The organism is Candidatus Woesearchaeota archaeon (assembly GCA_016214075.1).
Lineage (GTDB): Archaea > Nanobdellota > Nanobdellia > Woesearchaeales > DSVV01 > JACRPI01.
The window spans coordinates 44,447-57,853 of the sequence record JACRPI010000011.1 but is presented as its reverse complement, the minus strand read 5'-3'; the positions used below and the strand labels follow the sequence as shown (position 1 = coordinate 57,853).

At 40.4% G+C, this 13,407-nt stretch carries 12 protein-coding genes; 8 read left to right on the top strand and 4 right to left on the bottom strand.

What is annotated here, in order from left to right:
* Positions 1 to 105 precede the first annotated feature (105 nt).
* Positions 106 to 621, bottom strand: coding sequence for a hypothetical protein (locus HZC31_02375; protein ID MBI5002205.1), 516 nt, complete (start codon positions 619 to 621; stop codon positions 106 to 108).
* Between the two features lie 515 nt (positions 622 to 1,136).
* On the opposite strand from HZC31_02375, the gene HZC31_02370 reads away from it, so the two are divergent.
* The 6 genes from HZC31_02370 (at position 1,137) to HZC31_02345 (ending at position 6,689) form a co-directional block, all read left to right on the top strand.
* Positions 1,137 to 2,126 (top strand): Lrp/AsnC family transcriptional regulator, encoded by a 990-nt coding sequence (locus HZC31_02370; protein ID MBI5002204.1) that lies wholly within the window; start codon positions 1,137 to 1,139, stop codon positions 2,124 to 2,126.
* 22 nt (positions 2,127 to 2,148) lie between these two features.
* Positions 2,149 to 2,853, top strand: a complete 705-nt coding sequence (locus tag HZC31_02365; GenBank protein ID MBI5002203.1) for a hypothetical protein — start codon at positions 2,149 to 2,151, stop codon at positions 2,851 to 2,853.
* 42 nt (positions 2,854 to 2,895) lie between these two features.
* Positions 2,896 to 3,945 carry a hypothetical protein gene (locus tag HZC31_02360; GenBank protein ID MBI5002202.1) on the top strand — a complete coding sequence of 350 codons (1,050 nt, stop codon included), beginning with the start codon at positions 2,896 to 2,898 and terminating at the stop codon, positions 3,943 to 3,945.
* 40 nt (positions 3,946 to 3,985) lie between these two features.
* Positions 3,986 to 4,978 carry a phosphate acetyltransferase gene (gene pta / locus HZC31_02355; protein MBI5002201.1) on the top strand — a complete coding sequence of 331 codons (993 nt, stop codon included), beginning with the start codon at positions 3,986 to 3,988 and terminating at the stop codon, positions 4,976 to 4,978.
* 78 nt (positions 4,979 to 5,056) lie between these two features.
* Positions 5,057 to 5,623 carry an MFS transporter gene (locus tag HZC31_02350; protein ID MBI5002200.1) on the top strand — a complete coding sequence of 189 codons (567 nt, stop codon included), beginning with the start codon at positions 5,057 to 5,059 and terminating at the stop codon, positions 5,621 to 5,623.
* Positions 5,624 to 5,837: 214 nt separating this feature from the next.
* A complete protein-coding gene (locus HZC31_02345; protein ID MBI5002199.1) occupies positions 5,838 to 6,689 on the top strand; it encodes a Bro-N domain-containing protein in 852 nt (283 codons plus the stop codon).
* A 14-nt stretch (positions 6,690 to 6,703) separates the two neighbouring features.
* On the opposite strand, the gene HZC31_02340 is transcribed toward HZC31_02345, so the two are convergent.
* Complete coding sequence (locus HZC31_02340) at positions 6,704 to 8,785, bottom strand: V-type H(+)-translocating pyrophosphatase (protein ID MBI5002198.1); 2,082 nt, start codon at positions 8,783 to 8,785, stop codon at positions 6,704 to 6,706.
* 117 nt (positions 8,786 to 8,902) lie between these two features.
* Between HZC31_02340 and HZC31_02335 the strand changes: the two genes are divergently transcribed.
* On the top strand, positions 8,903 to 10,015 hold the full coding sequence (locus HZC31_02335) for an acetate kinase (GenBank protein ID MBI5002197.1): 1,113 nt from the start codon (positions 8,903 to 8,905) through the stop codon (positions 10,013 to 10,015).
* Here HZC31_02335 and HZC31_02330 read toward each other — a convergent pair.
* Complete coding sequence (locus HZC31_02330; protein ID MBI5002196.1) at positions 10,004 to 10,390, bottom strand: hypothetical protein; 387 nt, start codon at positions 10,388 to 10,390, stop codon at positions 10,004 to 10,006. The genes HZC31_02335 and HZC31_02330 overlap by 12 nt on opposite strands.
* Positions 10,391 to 10,591: 201 nt before the next feature.
* Here HZC31_02330 and gyrA point away from each other — a divergent pair, with 201 nt between their 5' ends.
* Positions 10,592 to 13,126: a DNA gyrase subunit A gene (gene gyrA / locus HZC31_02325; protein ID MBI5002195.1), complete on the top strand. Its 2,535-nt coding sequence runs from the start codon at positions 10,592 to 10,594 to the stop codon at positions 13,124 to 13,126.
* Here the strand turns inward: gyrA and HZC31_02320 are convergent.
* Positions 13,123 to 13,395, bottom strand: a complete 273-nt coding sequence (locus HZC31_02320; GenBank protein ID MBI5002194.1) for a hypothetical protein — start codon at positions 13,393 to 13,395, stop codon at positions 13,123 to 13,125. The two genes, gyrA and HZC31_02320, sit on opposite strands and share 4 nt — an antisense overlap.
* Positions 13,396 to 13,407 lie beyond the last annotated feature (12 nt).

Here is a 13,407-nt window from a genome sequence, read left to right as displayed (position 1 = left end):
TTGAACGTACACATAGTTGGTTCAACCGATTTAGAGGGTTATTGATTCGTTGGTCTAAAAGACCAGATGCTTACATAGGATTATTGCATCTCGCATGTGGAATAATTACATGGAGGTCAATCTAATGGGATAGGCTCTAAAGATATATCGTAATCCTCCATCACGACTTGGTGTGCATCCTGGACGATCCGCAACTTCTTCGTCTACTGCTCTTTTGAGTCGGTTGAAAATGATTTCATCTTTGCTTTCAGACTCTTTTTTATATTCTGAATCTTTTAACCTTCCAAGAAGATCTTCTGTTGGGTTTTTTCTTCCTTGAACTTTCCTCCACATTTCCTCTGCTTCTACTCCTAGACGATAAATAACACGACATGCATGATAATATTCATAACCTAATCTTGTAGAACCAAAATACCCTAACTCGCTTGTTAGATCACTTCTGCTTTTTCCTTGATCATGGAGCACTTGCGCTGTCAAATCCATTGCGACTCCAAACTGCCGCGACGCCCTAATCTCTTCTTCACGCGCATCAATTTGTTTAAAATATGCATCAATCTCTTCAGGAGTTGCGTGTTTCATCCAATTATTTTTATATTGTGCTGGGTCGTCTCTGTCTGTCATTTTTTCCTCACCACTTCCATATTGTTATCACTACTAGTATCCAAAACAAGATTTTCAACCATTCTGGAATTTTTCTCTGGCAATAATGCGCGTAATAGGTCGATGTTCCTTCGTCCGCAGGCATTTGTATCACCACATGATTATTGCAATGATTATCACTGTCCAAAACAACCACTTGCTCCATTCTGGAACAGCAGTTCCTCGATAGACATTGTGGTCAAATAGATGATATCCTTGGTCCGCTGGCATTTTTCTCTCCTCTTTTTCTGTTTCTACAAGACTGCTATCAAAACAACCACAACTGCAATCCCTACTGCAAGCGTTGCGTTGCTGATTGTTGGCGCTGTCTTCACTGTTTTCATATACTCGACATACAATGTTGTGTTGCTCATTGTTTCATCCTCTTTTTACTTTTTGTTACTGCTCCATAGAGACATACAACTATAACTAGCTTTTGTACTTATTTTTGTTCTTTTTTGGAAACTTATATATAGAAATACAAAAAGAGCATAATTATGGTTGATTTAGACCTCAAAGACAAGAAATTACTCGTTGCGCTCAGTCAGAACAGCAGGGCGTCTCATCATCAACTCGGGAAAGCAGTCGGCATCAGCAAAAGTGCTGTCCCTTATAGAATTAAACGACTTCGTGAGGCAGGGATTATTCGACGATTCATGACTGTCGTGAATCTTTCTGCTGTTGGATACACCACGTACAATGTTTTTTTCAAACTGCACGCATCAAAAGAACAGGAAAAGAAGATTTTCTACTACTTTGACATGCACCCCTTTACGACGTGGGTATGCAAATTTTTAGGAATGTGGGATTTTCACGTTGAAATTGTTGCACAGGATTTTACTCATTTTAATCAGATTCTTATGCAGATGGTCGAGGAGTTGGGATCTGCTCTTGAAGATTATCGAACACATATTGCTCTTGAAATTTACAAAGTGGAGCACCTTCCCAAACAATTTGTGCAGAGCGCAAAAATTGCTCCTTTAGAAACACCAAGCAGAGTGTGGAAAGAACATATTGCTCTCAACATCATTGATCGAAAACTTCTTTACGCACTTGGCAACGATGCTGTTGCGCCCCTCCATGTGCTTGCACAACAGTGCGAGACAACGCTCGATGTCGTGCACTATCGCATGAAAAAACTTTACGCAGAGGGTGTCATTCTTCATTATATTCCTTTTGTTGCACTGGAAAAGATTGGCTATACAGAATATTTCTGCCATCTCCAATTACGACATCTTACTCCAGAAAAAGCACAATCTCTTAAACAATTTATTCTTCAACATAGCCATATCAAATACGCGTTTCGCGGCGCGTCACAACTAGAAGTACTATTTCTTCTTGCAGTACAGCATGTTAGTGAGCTTGACGCGATTATTCAGGAATTGAAACAACACTTTTTCAGCCACATTCTTGATATTCAAACACACCTTATTACAGAACAAGGGAAGTTTCACTTGTTTCCCGAAGGACTCACGAAAAGCATATAAAATAAGTTTCTTCTCTTCGTGCATGAAGCTTCTCGAGTTTATATTAGACACTGCTCATGCTGCACTTCTCTATCCTTCTGGGATTACGCGACCTCGCGTTGCACGTGGATACTTTACTGATGATGAAAATGGGACATACCAAAGAGCATTTTTTGAAGAACTGCTCTCTCATGGATTTCAAAGAACACCATTCCAACTTATTTTTCCTGGACAAACTGCTGGACTTATTCGCAAAATAGATCCGCCACAAGACGGCATGGATGAAATTCATGTTCGCTTTTATGATGACGGGGTTATTGCCGCTGAACTTGAATATGGTCGTTTTTCCGCAGATCACTGGCGAGCTCAACGAGAATCTTCCACTGCTGTTCTTGAAAAAATTCTTGATACTGAACTCACTCATCTCTCCCCAGCTGTTTCTGCAGGAATTAGAAGACAATTTCAAGATAGAGATTATAGTGAAGATGTTCTTCCCAAACAGCAATCCCTTGTCGCACATCCCTTCTGTGATTATATTCAATTGCTCGGGTTTACTCCTCTTTTATTCGCTCTTCAATATCCAACAACTGCCCTTGGAGCTCTTTATTACTTATCAAAAGGAGACCGCTATGCTGCTCTTGAACCTGCATTGGCAGTTGCTTTTGAAACCCCTCTTCTTATTCTTTTTTATAGCACTCTTAGCTACAAGAGATTTTACAAAGTTCAATACCCTAAAACAAAATCATAATCTTTCTAAACGCATATAAACAACCTCTTTCTTCTTTGTTTTATGCCTATCACAGAACAACAAATCCAAGAAATTCAAGAAATTCTTCAAAAAAGCGAAAAACCTCTTTTCTTCTTCGATGATGATCCTGATGGCTTAAGTTCTTTTTTACTTCTTTATCGATGGGTCAAGAAAGGGACCGGCATTGTGGTCAAAAGCAGTCCACAGCTTGATGAGAAATATATTTCAAAAGTTGAAGAATGTCGACCGGATGTTGTTGTTGTTTTGGATAAGCCAATGATGAGCCAGAGTTTTATCGATAAAATGCAAGAAATCTGCGCGCCTACTATTATCTGGATTGATCATCATCCACCACAAAAGAATACTGGTGTTTTGTATTATAATCCGCGCGTCGCGGAAGACAGCGATAATCGGCCAACTAACTATTGGTGCTGGCTGGTTGTCAAAGAACACAACCCAAAAGACATGTGGATCGCAATGGCGGGGTGTATTGGCGATTGGTTTTTACCAGACTTTACCGCAGCATTTTGCGCTAAATATCCTAAACTCATGAAAGAACCTGTCGCAACCGTACAAGAAGCACTGTATGAGACAAAAATTGGAAAAATAACTCGTGTGCTTTCTTTTATTCAAAAAGGTCCGACAAAAAAATCTATGAACTGCATTAAGATACTCACCAGAGTTGCTGGACCTGATGATTTTCTTGAACAAAAAACAAACCAAGGGAAATATCTCTGGAAATGGTTTTCTGAGGTTAATGGTGATTATGAAGAACTCAAAAAAAGCGTGACTGATAGTGACGATGATATACTCCTCTTTACGTATACTGAAGACAAGATGTCGTTTACTTCTGATTTGTCTAACGAGTTGTTGTATAAATATCCAAAGAAGACGATTTTAATTTGCAGACAGAAAGGATTGGAGATGAAATGCAGTATTCGCGATAGTAACAAGATTTTACCTCCTGCAATTAAGAAGTCGCTTGAAGGATTAACAGGCTATGGTGGCGGACATGATCACGCGTGCGGGATTTGCGTGAATGTTGATGATTTCAACGTGTTCTTGGAACGGTTGAAGAAGGAGCTTCTATAATACCGAAATGTATATATTCACCTTTCTCTCGAAATAATGTATGAAACAGTTTATCTCCAAAATTATTCGCGAAGCGCAAAAGAATCCCAAACGCATTTGCTATCCTGAAGCAACAGAGCCGCGAACCATTGAAGCAGTGAAAATTATTCTGAATAAAAAAATCGCAAAACCTATTTTAATAGGGAATCAAAAAGAGATTGCTGCCGCGCTCAAAAAACATCATCTTTCTGCTGACGCGGTGACTATTCGAGACCCAACAAATGACGCAAATTTCTCACGCTATTTGAAAGAACTTCTTTCCATTAGAAAAGAGCATGGACTGCAAGAAAAAGAGGCGCGCAAATTACTTGAAGAACCTATGTACTTCGCAACAATGATGCTCCATATGGGAAACGCTGATGGTGTTATCTCTGGCGCGATTCATCCTACCGCGCATACGCTGCGACCTGCATTCCAGATTATTAAAACGCATGAAAAATTTCACAAAGCAAGCGCGGTATTCTTTATGGTCTTGAACAACAAATTACTTCTTTTCGCGGACTGCAGCGTCAATGTCGCTCCTGACGCAAAAGATCTTGCAGAGATTGCGATTGATACTGCAACGACCGCAACAATGCTTGGGATTACCCCTAAAGTCGCGATGCTTTCTTTCTCGACCTATGGAAGCGGCCAACATCATTATGTTGATAAAGTTCGCGAGGCAACCGCGATTGTGCAGGCAAAGAAACCAAAACTTTGCGTTGGTGGAGAAATGCAGGTTGACGCCGCGCTTGTTCCTGCTATTGCTAGCCAGAAATGCCCGAAGTCAAAAGTACAAGGAGACGCGAATGTGTTGATTTTTCCTAATTTAGATGCGGGGAATATCGCGTACAAACTTGTTGAACGATTAGCGAAGGCAAACGCCATTGGTCCGATTATTCAGGGATTGAACAAGCCGGTGAATGATTTGTCTAGAGGGTGCAGTATTGCAGACATCGTTGAAGTGACTGCTGTGACCGTGATGCAGGCGCAGGGGAAGTTGAGGTATAGGTAGATTTTTCTTGGTGCTTTCTTTTGTTTGTTTGGTATTGAAAAACATAGATATTTATAACCTTACAATAATGAATTGTTCATGAAACTTGAACTTAGATTACTTTTACTCAGCAACTATCTTAATTTTTTTGGTTCTGGACTATTTATTCCCCTTTACGCAATTTTTGTTCAATCAATGGGGGGCAATGTGTTTCACGCAGGCGCAAGTTTTGGAACCTACACGTTAACCGCTGGCCTTGTCACATTTATTTTTGGCAAACTGGAGGATAAAATTCTCGATAAGCGAAAAATGCTTTGTCTTGGCTATTTTTTTGTCGCTATTGGCGCATCGTCTTACTTGTTTATCACAGAACTTTGGCATATCTATGTTGTCCAGGTTTTGAACGCAATTGCGTTTGGCATATTTAATCCAGCATGGAAAACATTGTACGCAAACGATGAAGACATTGGAAAACAGGCGCAAGAATGGGCTCTTGTTGATGGTGGAGATATGATTTTAATTTCTATCGCAGCTGTGCTTGGTGGATTTTTGGTTAATTGGTATGGATTTAGAATGTTGTTCTTCTTAATGGCATTCGTGCAGGTTGTTGCTTTCTTGTTTAGCTTGAAGATTATTGGGAAGAAGAAAATAAAAAAGAAAAAATAATTACTTTACAAACTCCATATTCGTTCCATCTTGAAAGCCTTTATCTCTTGGGGGAAATAGCACTGGACAAATTTGTTTCTGCTTTTGCTCTTTTTCTTTGCTTATTTATTAGAGATTTGTATTATTTCTAAAAATCTCATCCACAAGACAACCATGTACACAGCACTGGACAGGTGCGCGTGAGATATATAAAGGACAAAGACATTCCAATTTCATGGCAGATGAGAATAAGCATCTAATTGTTTTTCAAGATAAAAAAATACGTCGAGTACTCCATAATGAAGAATGGTATTTTTCTGTGGTCGATGTTGTGGAAGCTCTAGAAGCAAGCGCATTACCAAAACGGTATTGGTCTGACCTAAAAGCGAAACTTGTAGAAGAAGGATTTGAACCGTACGATAAAATCGTACAGTTGAAACTACCTGCAGAAGATGGTAAACTAAGAGAAACAGACTGCGCTAACACTAAGAACATGTTCAGAATAATCCAATCCGTTCCTTCTAAAAAAGCAGAACCATTCAAACAATGGCTCGCAAAAGTAGGCTATGAAAGAGTACAAGAAATTGAAAACCCTGAACTCGCCCAACAACGCGCAAAAGAATATTATGAACTCAAAGGATATCCAAAAGACTGGATTGAAAAAAGACTCCGTGGCATTGCGATTAGACAAGAATTGACAGACGAGTGGAAAAACAGAGATGTTGGAGATGCAATTGCATACTCGATTCTTACTAATGAAATTGCAAAAGCAACATTTGGAGTTTCGATAAAAGAACACAAACAAATAAAAGGCTTAGAACCACAATTTCAAAATCAGAATCTGCGAGACCATATGACCGACCTGGAGCTAATATTTACTATGCTTGGAGAAAAAGCAACCACTGAAATCACCAAAGCGAAAGATAGCCAAGGATATGATGAGTGCCTCACTTCTTCCAAAGAAGGTGGAACTATTGCACGAGACGCAAGAGTTGCACTTGAGAAAAAGACTGGAAAGAAAGTCGTGAGCGGAAATACCTTTCTTCATCTTGAAGGAAAAGAACAAAAGAAAATAGAAAAGAAGTAAAAACAAAAAAATTCTTACATAAACTTCAACAATATACCGCCGTACTTCATGAACAATGGCACGAAGACAAGACTAATAATTGCGGTGAGTTTCAACAAGATATTCAAGCTTGGACCTGAAGTATCTTTGCATGGATCTCCTACAGTGTCTCCGACCACTGCTGCTTTATGACATGCACTGCCTTTTCCCCCATGCGCTCCCGCTTCGATGTATTTTTTTGCATTGTCCCATGCACCGCCTGCATTTGCTTTCGCAATCGCAAGCACAACGCCTGACGCAAGAATACCCGCAAGCACGCCTGCCAACGCTTCAACACCAAACAAAAGTCCAACAACGATTGGCGTAAGAACAACAAGCATTCCTGGCGCAATCATTTCTCTGAGCGCTGCTTTTGTTGAAATGTCAACGCATGTTTTGTAATCTGGCTTTGCTTTTCCTTCCATTAATCCTTTGATTGTCTTAAACTGTCTTCGCACTTCAACAATCATATCCTGCGCTGCTTTTGCAACAGATTTCATCGTCATTGCGGAAAACAAAAACGGAAGCATACCGCCAATGAACAATCCCGCAATCACCATACTGTCGAGAAGATTTACTGCGGAAAGTCCTGATGCTGCAATAAACGCACTGAACAACGCTAATGCTGTCAACGCAGCAGAGCCAATCGCAAATCCTTTTCCAATTGCCGCTGTGGTGTTTCCTGCTGCATCTAAGACGTCTGTTTTTTTTCTAACATCGCTTGGCAAACCAGCCATTTCCGCAATACCACCTGCATTATCTGCTACTGGACCATACGCATCAATTGCGAGTGCGATAACCAATGTCGCGAGCATTCCTAATGCTGCAATGGAAATTCCATACAATCCTGCAAATTTAAAGGAAACAAGCACGGTAATTGCAATTAACACAATTGGAATCACAGAACTTTCATACCCTAACGCAAGTCCTTGAATAATGTTTGTCGCTGCTCCTGTTTCTGATGCTTTCGCGACATTTCGTACAGGATCATACGCGTGCGATGTAAAATATTCTGTTGTGTAGCCAATTAAAAGTCCTGCAATTAATCCTACTGCGAGCGCAATATAAACACCCATTGCAGTGTATGTTATTCCATTGAGCACGAATGTTGCTGGAAGCCACAATTTTGTTAAAAAGAACATCGCGACAAGCACAATGCCTGACGCAACTGTTAATGCCATCTTTAATGCTCCTTCAACATTCTGTCCTTTTAAGCTCACAAACTTTACAGTTACTAACGCTGCTAAAATTCCTACTGCTGAAACTGCAAGCGGATATAATAATGCTGTTTGTAATCCCTGCGCACCAAACGCCAACGCGCCAATAACCATTGCCGCGCACGTTGATTCTGCGCAACTGCCAAACAAATCCGCGCCCATCCCTGCGACGTCACCGACATTGTCTCCGACATTGTCTGCAATGACTGCCGGATTTCGTGGATCATCTTCTGGAATTCCTGCTTCAAGTTTTCCCACAAGATCTGCGCCAATATCTGCTGCTTTTGTATAAATTCCGCCGCCTACTCTTGCGAATAACGCGATTGATGAACCGCCTAACGCGAATCCTGTTAAAATTTCCATTGCGGATTCTGTTGGAATACCCATTTTTGTGAGCATAATATAAAATCCTGCAAGGCCAACAACTGCGAAGCCGACAAGTGCGAATCCTAATACCGCACCTGATTTGAACGCAATGTCAAACGCTTTTTCAATACTGGACTGCGCTGCGTTTGCTGTTCGCACGTTTGCTTTTGTCGCAATCTTCATGCCCACATACCCTGAAAGAATTGAGGCAAGTGAACCAACAATAAACGCTAACGCTGTCCATGGACCTTCATTAATGTCCGCTGTTTTTGGATGATCTAAGAAGAAGAAGATCACAACAGCCATAGCGAGAATGAACCATCCTAATACTTTGTATTCTCTTGTCAAAAATGCCATCGCGCCTTCATGAATCGCGGCTGCAATCTCCTGCATTTTCGCATTTCCTGTTTCTGCTTTCTGCACCGTATCCGCAATAAATTTTGCAGCCAGAAGCGATAACAAACCCACTATTACAATAAACCACACAAACTCCATCATCCCACCCCGGATTAGTTATAGTTAGTAACTTGTCGTTAGTTTGCTGGGATTTTTAAAGGTGATGGTGCCCTGCTTCGAGAAAGCATTAAATACAAGGAAATGAGAAAGAAGCTTATGAATAAACAGAAATACATCCTTGTCCTCAACTGCGGCAGCAGTTCTGTGAAATATGCGCTTTACGATAGTTCTGAGAAAAAAATAACTCGGGGGATTGTTGAAGAGATTGGGACAAAGATAAAAAATCATAAGATTGCAATTTCTTTTATTTTAAGCACTCTTGTGAAAAAGAATTATATAACAACATTTCAAGATATTTCTGCTGTTGGACATCGCGTCGTGCATGGCAATGGATTAACGAAAAGTGTTCTTGTGGACAAGAAAATAATGAAGGATATAGAAAATGCCGCTGTGCTTGCGCCATTACATAATCCGCATAATATTGAAGGGATTCGCGCGATCAAAAAACTCTTACCTTCTGTTCCAAATATTGCTGTTTTTGATACTTCGTTTCATAGCACAATTCCTTCGCATGCTGCAACCTATGGGATTCCACTTTCTTTATCCAGGAAATATAAAATTAAAAGATATGGTTTTCATGGAATAAGCTATCAATACATTTGCGAGGAATTGAAACGAGAATTGGGAAAGCTTCCTTCTCGTCTGCTTGTTTGTCATCTCGGTAATGGCGCAAGTGTCTCTGCGATCAAGGATGGAAAAAGTGTTGATACGTCGATGGGCTTTACTCCTATGGAAGGGCTCATGATGGGGACACGATCTGGAGACATTGATGTTGGCGCTGTTTTTCATATTGCTGCGATGCGAAATGAATGTCGAGACATGAATTATATACTTAATTTTGAAAGTGGATTGAAAGGAATTACTGGAACAAATGATATGCGCGAGATTTGGAAACAAGCGCAGAAAAAAGAGAAGACTGCTCTTCTTGCTTTAGAGATGTATTGTTATAAAATACAAAAATACATTGGCGCCTATACTGCTGCTCTTGGTGGAATTGACGCAGTTGTTTTTACTGCTGGTGTTGGCGAGAATGCATGGTATGTTCGGGAAAAGGTTTGTACGCACTTGCAGCATTTAGGGATTGTTCTTGATGTTTATAAAAATAAATTGAATCAAAGAATAATTAGTAAAGGAAAAGTTAAGGTTTATGTGCTTCCTACTGATGAAGAGAAAATGATTGCGAGGGAAGTGATGAGATTATTTCACTAAAGAATATGTACTTCCCACACACGCGCCATACTGACATTTATTTGTGCCGCAGTCGTAGACTTTGTAGGACACATCATTAACATCGCAAATCATTTCGCGCAAATATCTTCCTGTATTTACGGGATCTTCTGACGCTGCTTTATCTGTATAACACTGGTCTGGGAATTGTGAACCATAAAAGATGCTGACAATACCTTTGTTCTCTGCATTGCTTGCGTCATTGTCTTTACACAAAGTTGCAATCCGCCCTTTGACTACTGCACCTGTCATATCTGTCGATCCTGTCAACACAGAGGAAAGCAACGTGACGACTGCAAGAGATGCGACTGCCACCACTATCAAAAGAAGGTATTTTTGCACAACTTTTTCATCCATAACACTTTTTTAGGGAAAAGTGGTATTTAAAGTTGTCGGATTTAGGAGTCATTCATTTTTTCTTTCCAAAAAAAGACTTTTTCGACGACAAAAGAAGCTTCTTTCAAAGCGCAACATATATAAAGAGAAACGCTCTTTTTTTCCTTATAATTTATCGTTATTTCTCGACGGTAAATTTGTAAAAAAACTACTGTGAAAAATATGGACGAAAAAGATCAAAATCCACAAGTACCTGCGCCAGAGGATAAAACTATTACTCCTGAAGCACCAGCAGGGCACTTAATTCTCAAACCCATTGAAGAAGAAATGCGACAGTCTTATCTTGATTACGCAATGAGCGTCATTATTGGCCGTGCACTCCCTGACGCACGAGATGGATTAAAGCCAGTGCACCGGAGGATTTTGTACGCAATGTATGACCTCAACATGGTCCATAACAAGCCTACTAAAAAATGCGCGCGAATCGTGGGAGAAACTTTGGGAAAATATCATCCGCACGGCGATTCTGCTGTTTATGAATCCCTTGTTCGTATGGCACAGGATTTTTCTCTTCGTTATCCTCTTATTGATGGGCAAGGAAACTTTGGTAGTCTTGATGGGGATAACGCAGCAAGTATGCGTTATACGGAAGCGCGCCTAAAAAAGATCGCAGAAGAATTATTACAAGATTTGGATAAAGAAACTGTGTCTTTTGTGGATAATTTTGACGGCAGCCTTAAAGAACCTTCTGTGCTTCCTGGAAAAGTTCCAAATCTTCTTATCAATGGCGCGAATGGAATTGCTGTTGGGATGGCAACAAACGTGCCACCGCACAACCTTAGCGAGATTACCGCAGCTGTTCGTCTTTTACTTGAAAATCCTGACGCAGATGTTCGCACACTCATGAATGTTGTCAAAGGTCCTGACTTTCCAACAGGAGGCATTATTGCTGGCAAAAGTGGTATTCTTTCTGCATTTGCAAATGGTTATGGAAAGGTTAAAGTTAAAGCAAAAGTCCATATTGAAGAAAAAGCAGGCAGGCAGAAAATTATTGTTGATGAGATTCCGTATATGGTCAACAAATCAATGCTTCTTGAAGAGATTGCAGAATATATCAAAAATAAAGTCATTATTGGTATCGCAGACCTTCGTGATGAAAGCGACAAAGATGGAATGCGTGTCTCGATCGATCTTAAAAAAGATGCGCAGTCAGACATTGTTCTCAATCAACTGTTCAAACATACGCGCATGCAAACCACCTTTGCGATCAACATGCTCGCATTAGTCAATAATGAACCACGCGTGCTTTCGCTTCGCGAATCGCTTCTCGTGTTTATCGAACATCGAAAAGATGTGGTGACCAAACGAACACAATATGATCTTCTCAAAGCGGAAGAAAAAGCACATATCCTTGCAGGACTTATTGTCGCACTTAATGACATAGACCGCGCAATCGCACTCATCAAAGAAAGCACTTCCGCAGAAAAGGCACGAACTGCACTTATGGGCCATTACGCGCTTTCCGAAATCCAATCACAAGCAATTCTCGACATGAAACTTCAGAAATTAACTTCTCTTGAACAAAACAAGATCCGCGAAGAACATGACGGCCTTCTTCAACTTGTGAAAGAATACAAAGAAATCCTTGCAACACCACAACGTATTCTTGACCTTATCAGCAATGAAATGCAGGAACTTAATGAACAATATGGCGACAAACGACGAACTGAAATTCTTGACATTGATGAAGAAAATATCGACGATGAAGCGCTTATTGAAAACACCAAAATGATTGTTACGATCACTCAAGCAGGCTACATCAAACGCCTTCCTGTTGATACATACAAACAACAGAACAGAGGAGGGAAAGGCGTTATTGGCACGACCACGAAAGAAGAAGATATTGTTGAAGACATTTTTGTTGCAGATAATCTTGACACTATTCTTTTCTTTACTGATCACGGAATTGTCCATTGGCTTAAAGTGTATCAAATTCCAGAAGGAACACGACAAGCAAAAGGAAAAGCAATTATCAATCTTCTCAACCTTGAACCAAACGAACATATTGCCGCAAGCATTCCTGTTAAAGTGTTTAAAGAAAATAATTATCTCCTCATGGCAACGAAGAACGGAACTATAAAAAAAACCAGCCTTATCGCGTACTCCAAACCTCGCGCAGGAGGGATCATCGCAATCACTCTTGATTCCGGAGATAAACTGGTCAATGTTCTCCTCACTGATGGAACGCGAGAAATCATGCTCGCAACGCGCAATGGCCTTGCTGTACGATTCCATGAATCTCAAGCAAGACCTATTGGACGCAGTGGAAAAGGAGTTTGTGGCATCACGCTTAAAGGCGATGATGAAGTGATCACGATGATTGACGCAGATCCACAAAAAACTGTTCTTACTATCACTGAAAATGGTTACGGGAAGAGAACCGCGCTTGAAGAATATCGACTTATTAACAGAGGAGGAATTGGCGTCATTAACATCCAATGCAGCGAGCGAAATGGTCCTGTTGTTGCGGTCGCATCTATTACAGAAGAAGATGATATTGTCCTTATTTCAAAATCCGGCATCACTATTAGAATGCCCACTAAAACAGTTTCTGTTATTGGAAGGAACACGCAAGGAGTTCGACTCATGAAACTTGAAGGAGGAGACAATGTTGTTGCCTGTGCTAAAATCGCGCGAGAAGAAGGCGTTGTTGAAATACAAACGAATAACAACAATACCACACAAGGAAGTCCTTAATCAAATGATATAATTCCTTCTGGGATTTTTAATGTTTTCCATTCTTTTTTCGCCTCTTCTTTTGTAGTGTTTTTCAAGAGAATAATATCTCTTGCTCCTGTTGTCCATGTCCAGCCATGCTTTTCAAGAACATCGAGCAGCTTTGCAATGGAGTCTACGCGTTTTTTAATTCTTTCCGCACTCGCACGAAGCTCATCTGTGTTTCCAATTTTATCAGAACCCATCTCTTCTTCAAACTCTTCTAACAACTGAATTGTTGCGCGTAACATTTTCTCACCTTC